The organism is Rhizobium bangladeshense, assembly GCF_017357245.1.
Lineage (GTDB): Bacteria > Pseudomonadota > Alphaproteobacteria > Rhizobiales > Rhizobiaceae > Rhizobium > Rhizobium bangladeshense.
In genome coordinates, this window is the sequence record NZ_CP071612.1 from 4,186,497 (window position 1) to 4,202,359 (window position 15,863).

Below are 15,863 nucleotides of genomic sequence, written 5' to 3' on the forward strand. Positions count from 1 at the left end.
AGGCCCGAACCGTGCAAGGTTCGGGCCAAGAGCGGCTCATGTTGAGAGCCGCGACGGGCCGTGAAGGGCGCCCTCATGCGGGGCGCCCAAAGCCGATGTTACGAGTGATAGGCGGCTTCGCCGTGGGTCGCGAGGTCGAGACCTTCGCGCTCGGCTTCGACGCTGACGCGCAGGCCGATGACGACGTCGACGATCTTGAAGAGGATCGCCGAGCCGATACCCGACCACAGAAGAGTCGTGAGAACGCCCTTCGCCTGGTTCAAGACCTGGGTTGCCGTGCCGGCATAGGTGGCGGCGAAATCGGCCGTCGAATAGTCGACGATGCCTGCACCGCCCAGCGCCGGATTGACGAGGATGCCTGTGCCAAGAGCGCCGATGATGCCGCCGATGCAATGGACGCCGAAAACGTCGAGGCTGTCGTCGTAGTTGAACTTGTTCTTCACGACGTCGACGAAGAAGTAGCAGACCGGCGAAACGATGAGGCCGAGAACGATCGAGCCCATCGGCCCGGCAAAGCCGGCGGCAGGGGTGACGGCAACGAGGCCGGCGACGGCGCCGGAAGCGCCACCGAGCATCGAAGCCTTGCCGCGGGCGAGGCTTTCGACGATGCACCAGGATACCGCGGCGGCTGCCGCCGCGACGAAGGTGTTGATCATGGCGAGCGATGCATAGCCGTTGGCTTCGAGGTTGGAACCGGCGTTGAAGCCGAACCAGCCGACCCAGAGCAGCGAGGCACCGACCATGGTCAACGTCATCGAATGCGGAGCCATGATTTCCTTCTTATAGCCCGTGCGCTTGCCGAGCATGATGGCACCGACAAGACCGGCAATACCGGCATTGATGTGAACGACCGTGCCGCCGGCAAAGTCGATTGCGCCGTAAGAGAAGATAAGGCCGGCCGGCGAAGTGTAGGAGCTCGGACCGCCCCAGAACCAGACCATGTGCGCCATCGGGAAGTAGATGAAGGTGACCCAGAGCACGACGAAGAGCATGACGGCCGAGAACTTGATGCGCTCGGCAAAGGCGCCGACGATGAGGCCGGGTGTGATGCAGGCGAAGGTCATCTGGAAGACGATGAAGGTGTATTCGGGAATTGCGACGCCCTTCGAGAAGGTCTCGACCAGCGACGAGGGATCGACGCCGGCAAGGAACGCCTTGGAGAAGCCGCCGACGAAGCTGTTCAGCGAGCCGCCGTCGGTGAAGGCGAGCGAATAGCCGTAGGTCACCCAGAGCAGCGCCACCACGGCCGTGATCATGAAGACCTGCATCAGCACGGAGAGCATGTTCTTGGCGCGGACAAGACCGCCGTAGAATAGCGCAAGGCCGGGGATGGTCATTAAAAGGACGAGCGCCGAGGAGACGAGCATCCAGGTATTGTCACCCTTGTCCATCGTGAGAGCAGGAGCAGCGGCGGCAGCGGCTGGCGCAGCAGCTTCCTGCGCGAAGGCGACGGCCGGCGCAAGAAGCGCAGCCGATGCTGCGCCGACCCGCGCAAAGGTGGAAGAAAACTTCGAAATTGACATTGGAAAAGGCTCCTTGATCTGCCGTTCTTACAGCGCTTCTGAATCGGTTTCGCCCGTACGGATGCGCACGGCATGGTCGATCGAATAGACGAAGATCTTGCCGTCACCGATCTGGCCGGTCTTGGCCGACGCCGCGATGGCTTCGACCGCCCTGTCGACAAGTTCAGATGCAACCGCGATTTCGATCTTGAGCTTCGGCAGGAAGCTGACGGCATATTCGGTGCCGCGATAGATCTCGGTATGTCCCTTCTGGCGCCCGTAGCCCTTTACCTCGGTTACGGTCAGGCCCTGAATGCCGATCGCCGTAAGGGCTTCGCGGACCTCATCGAGCTTGAACGGCTTGATAATAGCCATCACAATTTTCATCTGGTTTCCCATCCTTCGTTATCCTCGGCGCGGAGCCGACTCTCCTTGCCGCTGACGTTCCTGAACAGCGACCGGCGATATACATTCAAAGGACGTGCCAGATTCGAAGCAGAAGCTAACCCATTGAAAAGTAAACGTTATAATTAATGATACCAATAAACAGGCATTTGACTGAGCAATAAGCGCATAAATAATGCGCAAATTTGCAATTCTGCCTATTCTTTATTCATTTGCCTTTTTCCGAATCAATCCTTCCTGCGCGACAGACGCGATCAGCACACCTGTACGGGTGAACAGGCTCCCGCGAGTCAATCCCCTGGCGCCTGAAGCCGAGGGGCTATCCTGCGTATAGAGCAGCCAGTCGTCGAGCTTGCAGGGCCGGTGGAACCACATGGAGTGATCGAGGCTTGCAACCTGCAGGCTCTGATCGAAGATGGAAGTTCCGTGCGCATAAAGCGAGGTATCGAGCAGCGTCATATCAGAGAGATAGGCAAGCACTGCAGCCTGATAGAGCCGGTCGTCGGGAACCGAACCAGTGGCGCGCACCCAGACGTCCTGCATGGGATCGAGCTTCTTGTCGGAAAAATAGTGTGTCAGCGAGACGGGGCGGATCTCGATCGGCCGCTCGCGCTCCCAGTATTTCCGGATCGCTTCCGGCGCATGCGCCAGATATTGCTCCTTGATCTGCTGTTCGCCGAGTAAGTCTTCGGGCATCGCCACAGCGGGCATGGCGATCTGGTGGTCGAAGCCGGGTTCCTCCACCTGGAAAGAAGCCGAGAGCGCGAAGATCGCCTTGCCGTGCTGGATTGCGACCACGCGCCGGGTGTTGAAGCTCGATCCGTCGCGGATGCGTTCCACCTGATAGATGATCGGCACCGAGGGATCGCCGGGGCGTATGAAGTAGGCGTGCAGTGAATGGACGAAGCGCTCGGCCTCGATGGTGCGCTGCGCCGCCATCAGCGCCTGACCGATCACCTGCCCGCCGAAGACACGCTGCCAGCCGGCCTGCGGACTGCGGCCGCGGAAGATATCGACCTCGATGGGCTCCAGATCGAGTGTCGCAAGCAGCCTCTCCATCGCCGAAGGTTCGGTCGTCTCGCGCGTCATTTTGTATGCCTCCCGGCGGTAGGAAGTGAAGTTGCGATGATCTATATAGGTGATATCTGAGGCATAAGGTACGGGAGCAGCGCGATGCTGGATATGCTGGTTGTGGGCGGGGGTTATGTCGGCCTTTCCGCGGCCGTCGCGGTCAAGCAGGCAGCGCCCCATCTGAATGTCACGGTCGTCGAGGCCGCGCCCGAGCATGTCTGGAAAAACGATACGCGCGCTTCCGCCGTCATCGCGGCGGCGGCAAAGATGCTCGAAATCTTCGGCATCTGGACCGAAATCGAGCCGGAAGCGCAGCCGATTACCAAGATGATCGTAACAGATTCCCGGACCTCCGATCCGGTTCGCCCGGTTTTCCTTACCTTTGACGGTGAAGTGGCCGAAGGCCGGCCCTTCGCTCACATGGTTCCGAATGTCGCGATGGTCGCAGCACTTCGCGGCGCCTGCGAACGGCACGGCATCGACATACGCCACGGACTGAGCGCGACGGAGCTCAAAACGCAGGACAGCCATGTCAGCGTCACGCTTTCGAACGGCAATACGCTGGAATCCCGGCTGGTGGTCGCCTGCGACGGCGTGCGCTCGAAGCTACGCGATCTCGCCGGCATCAGGACCGTCACCTGGGACTACGGCCAGTCCGGCATCGTCGCGACGGTCGAGCATGAGCGGCCCCATGACGGCTGCGCCGAGGAGCATTTTTTGCCGGCCGGCCCCTTCGCCATCCTGCCGCTCCGGAACAACCGCTCCTCGCTCGTTTGGACGGAACGCACGCATGATGCCGACAGGCTGGTCGCCGCCGACGATCTGATCTTCGAGGAGGAACTGGAACGCCGCTTCGGCCATAAGCTCGGGACGCTCAAAGTCATCGGCGACAAACGCGCCTTTCCGCTCGGCCTGACGCTTGCCCGCTCCTTCGTCGCTCCGCGTTTGGCGCTGGCCGGCGACGCCGCGCACGGCATCCACCCGATTTCGGGACAGGGCCTCAACCTTGGCTTCAAGGACGTGGCGGCGCTCGCCGAAACGATCGTCGAGGCCGACCGCCTCGGTCTCGATATCGGCTCGATCAACATCCTCGAGCGCTACCAGACCTGGCGGCGCTTCGATACTTTCCGCATGGGCGTGACGACCGACGTTCTCAACCGGCTCTTCTCCAACGACACAACGCCGATCCGAATCGCCCGCGACATTGGCCTCGGCGTCGTCGACCGGCTGCCGCGCCTCAAATCCTTCTTCATCAGCCAGGCTGCCGGAACAGCCGCAAGGGACAATCCGCGGCTGCTGGCGGGCCAGATGATATAGCCCAGCAGTTCCAGGAAAGTGTGAAGCGGTTTTCCGTCCGGAAATTGCGTAGATACAAAAGCCCGGAGCGGTTCTGCGCTTCGTGAAACGCGGAACCGCTCAAGCCGGATTGAAGGAGGCGCTATTCGTCGAGGCGCCGCGCCTCGGACACCAGCATGATCGGAATGCCATCGCGGATAGGATAGGCAAGCTGCGCCATTTCCGAGACGAGCTCATTATGTTCGCGATCATAAGAGAGCCGCCCCTTGGAGAGCGGACAGACCAGGAGCTCCAACAATTTCGGATCGACGCGGCTCAGTTTTTCGTCCATCGCTGCAGTCTACTGCAGAACCGTATCGGAGTCACCGAAGACCCGCGCCAGTACGATTTCGGTGATGGCGATCAGCGTCTCAGCCCGCGTCTTCAGGTCCGGCGCCTCCAGGAGCGCCTGCTTTTCAGCCGGTCCGAACGGCGACATCATGGCGAGTGAATTGACCAGCGTCAGGTTGCTGGCCCGCTCGACGCTCTCCCAGTCGGCCTCCAGCTTATTGGCGTCGAGATAGGCCTTGAAGGCGGTCAGCAGCGCCGTGCGGTCGACCGCTTCCTCCTCGTTCTCAGCCGAGAGATCGGAAATGAAGGGCGCGATGCGGAAGGTGCGGAAGGGATCGCTGGTCGCTTTCTCCTCCAGGAGCCGGAAGCGGCAGACCCCGGTCAGCGACACGATATAGCGCCCGTCGCCGGTCTCGGCGAAGGATGTGATGCGACCGAGGCAGCCGACGGTGGCAAGGCTCGGCTCGCCGCCCTTGTCCTCATGTTCGCCGAGCGCCGGCTGTACCATGCCGATTAGCCGGTTTCCGGCAAGTGCTGCATCCAGCATAGCCAGATAACGCGGCTCGAAGATGTTGAGGGGAAGCTGCCCGGCGGGCAGGAGGAGGGCCCCGGTCAGGGGGAAGACGGCGATCGCATCAGGCAGATCGCCCGGCTTCAGGTATCTGGCATTACCGACTTGCATGAAACCGTCCCGCATTCTGGCAGACGGGCATGCCCGTCCTGACGAGAATGTGGTGCCCCCGCCCGAAAACGCAAGGGCGGATATTCATCTTAAGAGAACAGCATCGCCGAAAGCTTGCGCCGGGCGGCCACCGTCGCCGGATCCTTGAATCCCCAGACCTCGAAGAACTGCAGCAGTTGCCGGCGGGCGCCGTCATCGTCGAAGGCGCGATCCTTGCGCATGATGAGAAGCAGATGTTCGGCGGCTTCCTCGCGCCGGCCTTCGACATTGAGGATCTTGGCGAGCTTCAGCCGCGCCTCGTGATTATCGGGATTGGCAGCCAGTTCACGCTCGAGCGCAACGGGATCGCCGAGCTTGCGCGCCTCTTCGATCTGGTCGAGCTTCTTCAGCACCGCCTGGATGCCGGCATCCTTCGCAAGCTCCTCCGGCAGATCAGTCAGCGTTTCGCGCGCCCGCTGATGCTGGTTTGCGGCGATCATGCATTCGGCCATTCCGGCAAGCGCCTTGGCATTCTCGGGATCGGCCTGCATGACGGCGCCGTAAAGCTGCGCCGCCTCGTTGACATTGCCGGCGGCGAGAAACTCTGCCGCTTCCGTCAGTACGGCCTCGATCTCGGCCGCCTCGTCGGCGCCGGCCGGACCGGCGATCCGGTCGATGAACTGGCGAATCTGGGTCTCAGGCACCGCGCCCATGAAGCCGTCGGCCGGACGGCCGTTGACGAAGGCAATGACGGCAGGAATCGACTGGATTCCGAGCTGGCCAGCTATCGAGGGATGGTCGTCGATGTTCATCTTGACCAGCCGAACGCGGCCATTAGCCTCGTTGACCACCTTCTCCAGGACCGGCGTCAGTTGCTTGCAGGGACCGCACCAGGGCGCCCAGAAATCGACCAGCACCGGCTGTTTGCGCGATGCCTCGATAACGTCCTTGCCGAAATTCGCGGTCGTCGTGTCGGTGATGTAGCTGCCGGCCGCAGCCGCCGGTTCAGTCTGAGCGCCGAAGCTGGCCGTTGCCGACATCTGATTTCCGAAGGAACCATTATAGGGATTGTTGCTGCCGCTCATAGGTATCTCCCGCCGCGCCGATTCTGCCGGCATGATTGTAGCGCTAAAATCGTATGTCAGGACGTCACTTTCAAGACAAGCGGCTTATGTCCGGTCGCTTCCATGAAACGGATCAGGTCGCCGCTCGCAATCGATGTCGTCGCATTATTGGAGAGCGGGTGGCAGTTGACGATCTCCTCTTCCATCAGATCGGCATCGAGCACGAAGGTGACGTTCCCACCGGAATCGTTGATCGCACCGAAGGCCGTAACCGCTCCCGGAATGACACCGAGATACTCCATCAGCTTCTCCGCTCTGCCGAACGAGACCCGGCCCGACCCGCCGATGATGGTGTGAACCTGCTTGAGGTCGACCTCGGCATTCTCCTCCACAGTCAGCAGAAAATACCTGTCCTTCTTGTCCTTGACGAACAGATTCTTGGTGTGACCGCCGGGAATTTCATCGCGCAGGGCAACCGATTCGGCCACCGTGAAAACGGGCGCATGATCGACCGTCTTGTGCGGGATGCCCAGCCGGTCGAGGAAGGCGAACAATTCTTCTCTTGTCTTGCAGGTATTTTCTGACATCTGGCGATCCATTAGGCGGAAGAGGAAATCGAGGCGTCCTGATTAAGTCCGTCCATAATATTTGGCAATCTTCGCAACCGACGCTCTACCCCCGCATTTGCGGCCTTTCCGCTCCGCCTCCCCAGGCGCCTGAATTTTTCTTCGCCTCTTCGTCATTTCCCTGTTGCATTTGAAAATCCGTTAGGCCATATAGCGCCCGTCGCCACGAGGCGGCGCCCACGGTCCAACAACTACCCCGGACCGATGCGGATTGAGCGGGTGTAGCTCAGGGGTAGAGCACAACCTTGCCAAGGTTGGGGTCGAGGGTTCGAATCCCTTCGCCCGCTCCAGTTTCCTCATTGCCCATACCGGAGACATAGGTAACAGTTTGTACCTAAGACATGGGTGACAAACTTCGTGACCGAACCTGTCGTCATGGTTTGCCAGTTTCCTTGCCATGGGCCGCAGCAGAATGTGCAGGCCAATTCCGCCAGCGATTCATGTTACTTTATCCAGGCCTAAGTATCGGCATCTCTTTCGAATTATCTAAAAAATAACGCTGCCTCGTAACCACTCCTAAAGCCAGGTCTGGCACCTTGTCGGCTACCGATATTCGCTTCCAATTTTTCGGCTGGGGTTTGGTATGAGTCACAATAGGGACGTCTGGGTCAGCCAGCGCGCTTATTCGCTGTGGGAATCGGAAGGCAGGCCGGAGGGGCGCGGGGAAAGCCACTGGATGCAGGCGCTCAAGGAGTTCGAGCAGCTGGAATTGACGAAGGCCTCACCCGACGGACACGATCTCATCGAGAAGCTGAAGGCGGCCGGACGGCTGATGCGGGTCTATGACGGGGTGGTCCCCGCCGTCGAGGACGACCTGCAACTGAAAGCGGCGCGTTAGAACCTTTCTCAGATTGAAGCACTCAGCCGCTCGGGCAGCTGTGTCGTCCTGGTGCTATTGGCGGGCCGCCCAGCCGAGGCCACGCCGCAGGATGAGCGGCATATAGGGATGGTCGAACTCGGCGGCGACATGGCCGAGAGCGGAATAGAAGATGCGACCGGCGCCGAAACGGCGTTTGAAGACGACGGGCATCACCACGTTGCGCGCCGCCGGATCATAGGCGCCGGTGAAGGTGGTGGTGGCGAGGATTTCGACTGTCGGATCATAATGGAGATAATATTGCTCCGAACGATAGTCGAAATCGGGAATGCCCTCCATGACGGGATCGTCCTGGCGGGTGACGGCGACACCGAAATCGATGATGTTGCCGGGATGGGCGACCCAGGTCACGCCGCAGACGTAGCGGAAAGGCGCGCTTTCCTTGAAGGACGTGGCGAGAGCGCCGTGATGGCCGGCGAGTCCGAGACCTCCACGGACGGCTTCGACCAGGGCGCTAGCATGGGTCTTATCCAGCGTTTCGCCGGTGATGATGGGCACCAGCAGATCCGCCTTTGCCAGGGTCGGAGAGCCGAATATGCCGAGATCGCCCGTCACCTCCACCGCGAAGTCGTCCTCCCGCAGCAGGTCGGCGACGATATGGGCGCATTGTTCCGGCTCATGGCCCTGCCACCCGCCCCAGACGATCAATGCCTTCCTCATTCACGTCCTCCCTGCTGACTGCTGCCGATCGATGATCATCATCTGATGGTACACGCCGATTAGATCGGCCGATTATGCAAATCACGCGAATAATTTATGAATGGCGTTTCAGCCAAATTACGCGAAGCCGCCGAATTCGGCATTTGACGTATTGCGCGCTCGCCCCGATCGCAGTTCCTTCTTTTTATTGACGTCTATCTCGTCTAGGTTTCTCCCATCTCTCACTGATAAAAAGGGTGGCGCATGGCAGGTGAAACGGTTCTTGTGGTCGGCGGCGCCGGTTATATCGGCTCGCATACGTGCCTCGACCTGGCGAACAAGGGCTACCGTCCTGTCGTCTTCGACAATTTTTCGAACGGCCATCGCGAGTTTGTCAAATGGGGCCCGGCCGAGGAGGGCGATATCCGCGATCGCGCCCGGTTGGATGAGGTGCTGGCCAAGCACAAGCCGTCGGCCATCCTACATTTCGCGGCGCTGATCGAAGTCGGCGAATCGGTCAAGGATCCGGTTTCCTTCTATGAAAACAATGTGATCGGCACTCTGACGCTGCTGTCGGCGGCGCAGGCGGCCGGCGTCAACGCCTTCGTTTTCTCCTCCACCTGCGCCACCTATGGCCTGCCGCAGAGCGTGCCGCTCGATGAGACGCACCGGCAGGTGCCGATCAATCCCTACGGCCGGACGAAATATATCGTCGAACAGGCGCTTGCCGATTACGACCAGTACAAGAGCCTGCGCTCCGTGGTGCTGCGCTATTTCAATGCGGCCGGCGCCGATTTCGAAGGCCGGATCGGGGAGTGGCACCAGCCGGAAACCCATGCAATTCCCTTGGCGATCGACGCCGCCCTCGGCCGTCGCCAGGGCTTCAAGGTGTTCGGCAGCGACTATGAGACGCGCGACGGCACCTGCGTGCGCGACTACATCCATGTGCTGGATCTTGCCGACGCACATGTGCGCGCCGTCGAATATCTGCTGAAGGGCGGCGATTCCGTTGCACTCAACCTCGGCACAGGCACGGGCACGACGGTCAAGGAATTGCTCGGGGCGATCGAGGACGTGTCGAACCGACCCTTCCCGGTCGAATACATCGGCCGGCGTGAGGGGGATTCGCATACGCTGGTCGCCAACAACGACAAGGCGCGCGACGTGCTCGGTTGGGTGCCGCAGTATGATCTGTCCGAGATCATTCGTTCCGCCTGGAACTGGCATGCAAAATCCAACCAGCATTGAGCTAAAAAGCATTGAGAAGCTCCGCCGGCCCAATATTCTGCTGATCACCGCGGACCAATGGCGTGGCGACTGCCTGTCGGCGGTCGGCCATGCTTGTGTGAAAACACCTGAAATCGATGCGCTGGCGCGCGAAGGCACGCTCTTCCGGCGGCACTATGCCGGGGCGGCCCCCTGCTCGCCGGCCCGGGCCACGCTCTATACCGGCCTTTATCAGATGAACCACCGCGTCTGCCGCAATGGTTCGCCGCTCGACGCCCGCTTCGACAATCTGGCGCTGGCGGCCCGGCGGGCGGGATACGATCCGACGCTGTTCGGCTATACCGACACGGCGCCCGACCCGCGCGGCATGGATGCGGCTGACCCGCATCTGACGACCTATGAGGGCGTGTTGCCGGGTTTTACCGCTCGCCAGCTCCTGCCCGAGCATGAGCGGCAATGGCTCTCATGGCTCCGGTCACGTGGCCATGCAAATGCCGTCAGCCGCGACATCCACATTCCTGTCGGTGCGCAAGCCGGCGAAATTTCTGATGCGGCGCCAGCCTATTCCAGCGAAGAGACCCAGACCGCCTTCCTGGCCGGCGAATTCATTCGCTGGATGAGCGAACAGGACCGGCCGTGGTTTGCGCATGTCTCCTTCTTGCGTCCGCATCCGCCATTTTCCGTGCCGGAGCCGTTCAACCGGATGTATAAGCCGGATGACGGGCCGGCTTTTGCGCGCGCGGAAAATCGCGAAGCGGAACAGGAAGCCCATCCCTATCTCGCCTATTCCATGCCGCTCTCCGACAAGGGCAGCTTCATTCACCGGGCGGAAGGGCCGCTCAGCGCCTGGAGTGGCGAGGATTTCGCGGCGATCCGGGCGATCTATTACGGGATGATGTCAGAGGTCGACGCGCAACTCGGCCGGATCTGGCAGGCGCTGAAGGATGCGGGCGTTTGGGACGATACGCTGGTCGTTTTCACCTCGGACCATGCCGAGATGGCGGGAGACCACTGGACGCTCGGCAAGGGTGGCTTCTTCGACGGCAGCTACCATATCCCGCTGATAATCCGCGATCCCGCGAACGGTGCGGCCGGCGGTATCGTCGACCACTTCACCAGCGCTGCCGATATCTTTCCCACGCTTTGCGATAGGCTCGGCATCGAGGCAAAGAATGGACTCGACGGCCGGTCGCTGATGCCGTTCATCAGGGGCGGGTGCGCGGAAGGCTGGCGCGACGCGATATTCTGGGAATTCGATTTTCGCGACATTGCCAAGGGGGAAGCCGAGCGGCATTTCGGGCTGAAGTCCAACCAATGCAATCTCGCCGTGATCCGCGATGGTCGGTTCAAATATGTGCATTTCGCCGCACTGCCGCCGCTGCTGTTCAATCTCAGCGACGACCCTATGGAACTCGAAGACGTCGCGGCTGATCCGGCCTATGCGGCGACCCGGCTTGAATATGCCGAGAAGCTGCTCTCGCTGAGAGCGCGCCATCTCGACCAGACGCTTGCTTATACCGAGCTGACGGAAAGGGGGCCGGTGACGCGCCGGCCCCGGTAGAGCATTTCCCTCTTCTTGGAATGACGGCGATGCTCTTTAATTTTTGCGCAGTTCCAGCAGGCCGTTGTGCACTTTTGCTGGAGCTGCCTTGAATCAACCGAGATAGTCACGCTTGCCGATCGGCGCGCCCTGGTTACGCAGGATGGCATGAGCGGTGGCGACGTGGAAGTAGAAGTTCGGTAGCGCGAAGGAGGCGACATATTCGTCGCCGGGCAGCACGGCGCCGCTCTTGCCCGGCAGAGTGATCTGGCGACTTTCCGCGCCCTCCAGCGCCTCAGAGGAGAAGCTGGCGAGATAGGCTTCGGTCTTCGCCAGGCGCTCGCGCAGCTGTTCGATCGTCGTCTCGTTATCATCGAACTTCGGAGCGTCGGTCGCCGTCAGGCGTGCGAGCGTGAACTTGGCGCTGTCGCTGGCCCGCTGATACTGGCCTGCGAGCGGCAGCATATCGGGCGCAAGTCGAGCGGAGACGAGGATCGCAGGGTCGATATTCTTCTCCTTCGCATAAGCTTCAGCCTTGTCGAGATATGTCTTCAGGCTGGCGAGGCCGCGCTGGAACATGGGAACGGTAAGGCGGTAGATCGAAATGGACATCAGTCCTGTCTCCAAAATCTTCAAATGAGCGGCCGCGGCGGATATCGAAGGGCCTGCGGCGGTGAGCCTGTCTTCGAGCTTCCCATAGATGGATGCTGATCCCGCCTTACACAACGCCGGACGGTCAGCAATCCGATCCATCGCCCGCTGAATATCCCATCGCCTTTAAAGAGAGACTTGACGCGGTTCCCAGAAAATGGAATAAATATTCCGCATAACAAATTTTACGGTTTGTTTGTTCCGTTTTCGGAACGCCGCGGGAGAGGCGGCGCAGCAGACTGCGGCTTCAGGGCAGATGCCTGGAGCTCCGGCGTGAGGAGGGTGCAGCCGGGCACCACTTTGTGGAGGAAGTAAAATGAAAAAGTTTATCCTGGGCACCGCGATGGCGCTCGTCATGTCGACGGCGGCCCATGCGGAAACGGTTGGCGTGTCGATGGCCAAGTTCGACGACAACTTCCTGACCGTTCTTCGCAACGGCATGACCGATTATGCGAAGACGCTTGATGGCGTTACCCTGCAGGTCGAAGACGCGCAAAACGACGTTTCCAAGCAGCAGAGCCAGATCCAGAATTTCATCGCCTCCAAGGTCGATGCAATCATCGTTAACCCCGTCGACACCGACGCCACGACCGCGATGTCGAAGCTTGCCGCCGATGCCGGCATTCCGCTGGTTTACGTCAACCGCGAGCCGGTCAACGTCGACACACTTCCGGACAAGCAGGCTTTCGTCGCTTCCAACGAGCAGGAATCCGGCACACTGGAAACCAAGGAAATCTGCCGCATCCTTGGCGGCAAGGGCAAAGCCGTCGTCATCATGGGCGAGCTTTCCAACCAGGCTGCGCGCATGCGTACAAAGGACATCCATGACGTCATCAAGACCGACGAGTGCAAGGGCATCGAGATCGTCGAAGAGCAGACGGCCAATTGGGATCGTACCCAGGGCGCCGACCTTATGACCAACTGGCTCTCCAGCGGCATCGAGTTCGACGCGGTCATCTCCAACAACGACGAAATGGCAATCGGCGCCATCCAGGCGCTGAAGGCAGCGGGCAAGGATATGAGCAAGGTCGTCATCGGCGGTGTCGACGCCACCCAGGACGCGCTTGCCGCCATGCAGGCAGGCGACCTCGACGTCACCGTGTTCCAGGACGCCGCTGGCCAGGGCAAGGGCGCGCTCGATACGGCGCTCAAGATTGCCAAAGGCGAAAAGGTCGAGAAGAAGGTCTACATCCCCTTCCAGCTCGTCACGCCTGAAAACGTCAAGGACTTCGTCGCCAAGAACTGAGGCGAGTGCCAAACAGGATGCGGGCTCTGCCCGCATCTTTTCAGCCTGTCCGTATCCGGAGGAGATGATATGGCCGTCAGTCCGACAACCATGGCAGCCGTGCGTGCGAGCGGCGCCGTTCCGAATGCGGAGTTTCTCTTGAGCGCCGAGGGCGTTCGCAAGGAGTTTCCCGGCGTCGTCGCACTCGATGACGTGCAGTTTCGGCTGAAGCGGGCTTCCGTGCATGCGCTGATGGGCGAAAACGGCGCCGGCAAATCGACATTGATGAAGATCCTCGCCGGTATCTATACGCCCGATAAAGGCGATATTCGCCTCAAAGGTGTCGAGATCCGGCTGAAATCTCCGCTCGACGCGCTGGAGAACGGCATTGCCATGATCCATCAGGAGCTGAACCTGATGCCGTTCATGACGGTTGCTGAAAACATCTGGATCCGCCGCGAACCAAAGAACCGCCTCGGCTTCGTCGATCACGGCGTGATGCATCGTATGACCGAGGAGCTTTTTGCCCGGCTTAACATCGATATCGATCCCGATATCGAGGTCCGGTACCTGTCGGTCGCCAACCGGCAGATGGTCGAGATCGCCAAAGCAGTTTCCTATAATTCCGATGTCCTCATCATGGACGAGCCGACTTCAGCCCTGACGGAGCGCGAGGTCGAACATCTTTTCCGCATCATCCGCGACCTCAGGTCCCAGGGCATCGGCATCGTCTACATCACCCACAAGATGAACGAGCTTTTCGAGATCGCCGACGAGTTTTCCGTCTTCCGCGATGGCCGATATATCGGCACGCATGCCTCGACCGACGTCACCCGCGACGACATCATCCGCATGATGGTCGGGCGCGAGATCACGCAGATGTTTCCGAAAGAAGACGTTCCGATCGGCGAGGTGGTGCTGTCCGTCAAAGATCTCTGTCTCAGCGGCGTCTTCCGCAATGTTTCCTTCGAGGTCAGGGCCGGCGAGATTCTCGGCGTGGCCGGCCTTGTCGGCTCGGGACGATCGAACGTCGCCGAAACGCTGTTCGGTGTGACGCCGGCAAGCTCCGGGACGATCGAATTGTTCGGCAAGCCGGTGACGATTTCCTCGCCGACCGAGGCCATCCGTCACCAGATGGCATTCCTGACAGAGGACCGGAAAGACACCGGCTGCCTGCTGATCCTGGATATTCTGGAAAACATGCAGATTGCTGTCCTTCAGGACAAATATGTCAAGGGCGGCTTCGTGCAGCAGGGAGCGCTCGAGGCGACCTGCGAAGACATGGCGAAAAGGCTGCGCGTGAAAACGCCCAATCTTTACGAGCGGGTGGAAAACCTTTCGGGCGGCAATCAGCAGAAAGTCCTGATCGGGCGCTGGCTGCTCACCCATCCGAAGATCCTGATCCTCGATGAACCGACGCGCGGCATCGACGTCGGCGCCAAGGCGGAAATCCACCGGCTGGTCACGGAAATGGCGAGAAACGGCGTGGCGGTTATCATGATCTCATCCGAAATGCCCGAGGTTCTCGGCATGAGCGACCGCATCATGGTCATGCATGAAGGACGCGTGACCGGTTTCCTCAATCGCGATGAAGCAACGCAGATCAAGGTGATGGAGCTGGCTGCGCAGTGATGCGCCGCCTGCAATCGCCGAAGGGAGGTTTGACATGAGTACCAAGGCAGCAGAGGGCGCGGCGCCGCTCGCAACCCGGCAAAGGCGGCGGCGCATGCCGACTGAGCTTAGCATTTTCCTCGTGCTCGTTGGCATCGCGCTTATTTACGAAGTGCTCGGCTGGATGTTCATCGGCCAAAGCTTCCTGATGAATTCGCAGCGCCTGACAATCATGATCCTGCAGGTCTCGGTCATCGGCATTATCGCTGTCGGCGTAACGCAGGTCATCATAACAGGCGGCATCGATCTTTCGTCGGGCTCGGTCGTCGGCATGACGGCGATGATCGCAACAAGTTTCGCCCAGTCCTCCACCTGGGGGCGGGCCGTCTTCCCCTCGCTGACCGACCTGCCGGCTGTCGTGCCCATCATGATTGGCCTGCTGATCGGGGCGACCGCCGGTCTGGCGAACGGCGCGCTCATCGCCTACACGAAGATCCCGCCGTTCATTGCAACGCTCGGCATGTTCGTTTCGGCCAGAGGTGTTGCCAAGTGGTATACGAAGGGACAGCCGGTTTCCGGGATCACCGAACAGTTTCATTTCATTGGAACGAAAGCGTGGCCGGTCGTCGTCTTCCTCCTCGTTGCGCTGATCTTCCATATCGCACTGCGCTACACACGCTATGGAAAGTTCACCTACGCCATCGGCGCGAACCCCCAGGCCGCCCGCGTTTCCGGTATCAACATCGAAGCGCACCTCGTCAAAGTCTATGTGATCGCTGGATTGCTTGCTGGTCTCGCCGGCATCGTCACGGCGGCACGCGCGGAAACCGCGCAGGCAAGCATGGGCGTCGGATATGAGTTGGACGCGATCGCCGCAACCGTCATCGGCGGCACCTCCCTCACCGGCGGCGTCGGGCGCATCACCGGCACCGTCATCGGCACCATCATTCTCGGCGTCATGACCTCGGGCTTCACCTTCCTCAGGATCGACGCCTATTACCAGGAGATCGTCAAGGGCTTTATCATCGTCGCGGCCGTCGTCATCGACGTCTACAGGCAGAAGAAAAGGCGCAAGCACTGATCTCAGGCAGCGCGAACCGATTATTTGCGGGGGCTTCGGCCCCCGTTTCCATTTGCG

At 60.5% G+C, this 15,863-nt stretch carries 16 protein-coding genes and 1 tRNA gene; 8 read left to right on the forward strand and 9 right to left on the reverse strand.

Annotated elements, in window-relative coordinates; genetic code table 11:
• Positions 1-98: 98 nt before the first annotated feature.
• From J2J98_RS20205 to tesB, 3 genes are all read right to left on the reverse strand, one after another.
• A complete protein-coding gene (locus J2J98_RS20205; RefSeq protein WP_064708036.1) occupies positions 99-1,523 on the reverse strand; it encodes an ammonium transporter in 1,425 nt (474 codons plus the stop codon).
• Between the two features lie 27 nt (positions 1,524-1,550).
• A complete protein-coding gene (locus J2J98_RS20210; RefSeq protein WP_003543684.1) occupies positions 1,551-1,901 on the reverse strand; it encodes a P-II family nitrogen regulator in 351 nt (116 codons plus the stop codon).
• Positions 1,902-2,111: 210 nt separating this feature from the next.
• Entirely contained in the window at positions 2,112-2,996 is an 885-nt protein-coding gene (tesB, locus tag J2J98_RS20215; RefSeq protein ID WP_207601947.1) for an acyl-CoA thioesterase II, read from the reverse strand.
• 84 nt (positions 2,997-3,080) lie between these two features.
• On the opposite strand from tesB, the gene J2J98_RS20220 reads away from it, so the two are divergent.
• A complete protein-coding gene (locus tag J2J98_RS20220; protein WP_064712523.1) occupies positions 3,081-4,295 on the forward strand; it encodes a ubiquinone biosynthesis hydroxylase in 1,215 nt (404 codons plus the stop codon).
• 121 nt (positions 4,296-4,416) lie between these two features.
• Here J2J98_RS20220 and J2J98_RS20225 read toward each other — a convergent pair whose 3' ends face one another.
• The 4 genes from J2J98_RS20225 to J2J98_RS20240 all read right to left on the reverse strand — a co-directional run bounded on the left by J2J98_RS20225 (position 4,417) and on the right by J2J98_RS20240 (position 6,916).
• Positions 4,417-4,605: a Trm112 family protein gene (locus J2J98_RS20225; protein ID WP_207601948.1), complete on the reverse strand. Its 189-nt coding sequence runs from the start codon at positions 4,603-4,605 to the stop codon at positions 4,417-4,419.
• 9 nt (positions 4,606-4,614) lie between these two features.
• Entirely contained in the window at positions 4,615-5,301 is a 687-nt protein-coding gene (locus J2J98_RS20230; RefSeq protein ID WP_171049297.1) for an LON peptidase substrate-binding domain-containing protein, read from the reverse strand.
• A gap of 74 nt (positions 5,302-5,375) precedes the next feature.
• Complete coding sequence (gene trxA, locus J2J98_RS20235; protein ID WP_207601949.1) at positions 5,376-6,350, reverse strand: thioredoxin; 975 nt, start codon at positions 6,348-6,350, stop codon at positions 5,376-5,378.
• A gap of 56 nt (positions 6,351-6,406) precedes the next feature.
• Complete coding sequence (locus tag J2J98_RS20240; protein ID WP_138396390.1) at positions 6,407-6,916, reverse strand: prolyl-tRNA synthetase associated domain-containing protein; 510 nt, start codon at positions 6,914-6,916, stop codon at positions 6,407-6,409.
• 254 nt (positions 6,917-7,170) lie between these two features.
• Between J2J98_RS20240 and J2J98_RS20245 the strand changes: the two genes are divergently transcribed.
• Together J2J98_RS20245 and J2J98_RS20250 are read left to right on the forward strand one after the other, a co-directional pair.
• Positions 7,171-7,245: transfer RNA gene (locus J2J98_RS20245), tRNA-Gly, on the forward strand.
• Positions 7,246-7,538: 293 nt separating this feature from the next.
• Complete coding sequence (locus J2J98_RS20250) at positions 7,539-7,793, forward strand: DUF2934 domain-containing protein (RefSeq protein WP_064712521.1); 255 nt, start codon at positions 7,539-7,541, stop codon at positions 7,791-7,793.
• Between the two features lie 54 nt (positions 7,794-7,847).
• On the opposite strand, the gene J2J98_RS20255 is transcribed toward J2J98_RS20250, so the two are convergent.
• Entirely contained in the window at positions 7,848-8,492 is a 645-nt protein-coding gene (locus J2J98_RS20255; protein ID WP_207601950.1) for a ThuA domain-containing protein, read from the reverse strand.
• 243 nt (positions 8,493-8,735) lie between these two features.
• Between J2J98_RS20255 and galE the strand changes: the two genes are divergently transcribed.
• Together galE and J2J98_RS20265 are read left to right on the forward strand one after the other, a co-directional pair.
• Positions 8,736-9,719, forward strand: a complete 984-nt coding sequence (gene galE, locus J2J98_RS20260; RefSeq protein ID WP_064708042.1) for a UDP-glucose 4-epimerase GalE — start codon at positions 8,736-8,738, stop codon at positions 9,717-9,719.
• A complete protein-coding gene (locus J2J98_RS20265; protein WP_207601951.1) occupies positions 9,697-11,259 on the forward strand; it encodes an alkaline phosphatase family protein in 1,563 nt (520 codons plus the stop codon). Before galE ends, J2J98_RS20265 begins: the two co-directional genes overlap by 23 nt.
• 93 nt (positions 11,260-11,352) lie before the next feature.
• Here J2J98_RS20265 and J2J98_RS20270 read toward each other — a convergent pair whose 3' ends face one another.
• Complete coding sequence (locus tag J2J98_RS20270; protein WP_207601952.1) at positions 11,353-11,850, reverse strand: DUF1993 domain-containing protein; 498 nt, start codon at positions 11,848-11,850, stop codon at positions 11,353-11,355.
• Positions 11,851-12,205: 355 nt separating this feature from the next.
• Here J2J98_RS20270 and J2J98_RS20275 point away from each other — a divergent pair, with 355 nt between their 5' ends.
• From J2J98_RS20275 to J2J98_RS20285, 3 genes are all read left to right on the forward strand, one after another.
• A complete protein-coding gene (locus J2J98_RS20275; RefSeq protein WP_064708045.1) occupies positions 12,206-13,135 on the forward strand; it encodes a sugar ABC transporter substrate-binding protein in 930 nt (309 codons plus the stop codon).
• A gap of 69 nt (positions 13,136-13,204) precedes the next feature.
• Complete coding sequence (locus J2J98_RS20280) at positions 13,205-14,746, forward strand: sugar ABC transporter ATP-binding protein (protein WP_138396402.1); 1,542 nt, start codon at positions 13,205-13,207, stop codon at positions 14,744-14,746.
• A 34-nt stretch (positions 14,747-14,780) separates the two neighbouring features.
• Positions 14,781-15,806, forward strand: coding sequence for an ABC transporter permease (locus J2J98_RS20285; protein ID WP_064708047.1), 1,026 nt, complete (start codon positions 14,781-14,783; stop codon positions 15,804-15,806).
• The last annotated feature ends 57 nt before the right edge of the window (positions 15,807-15,863 follow it).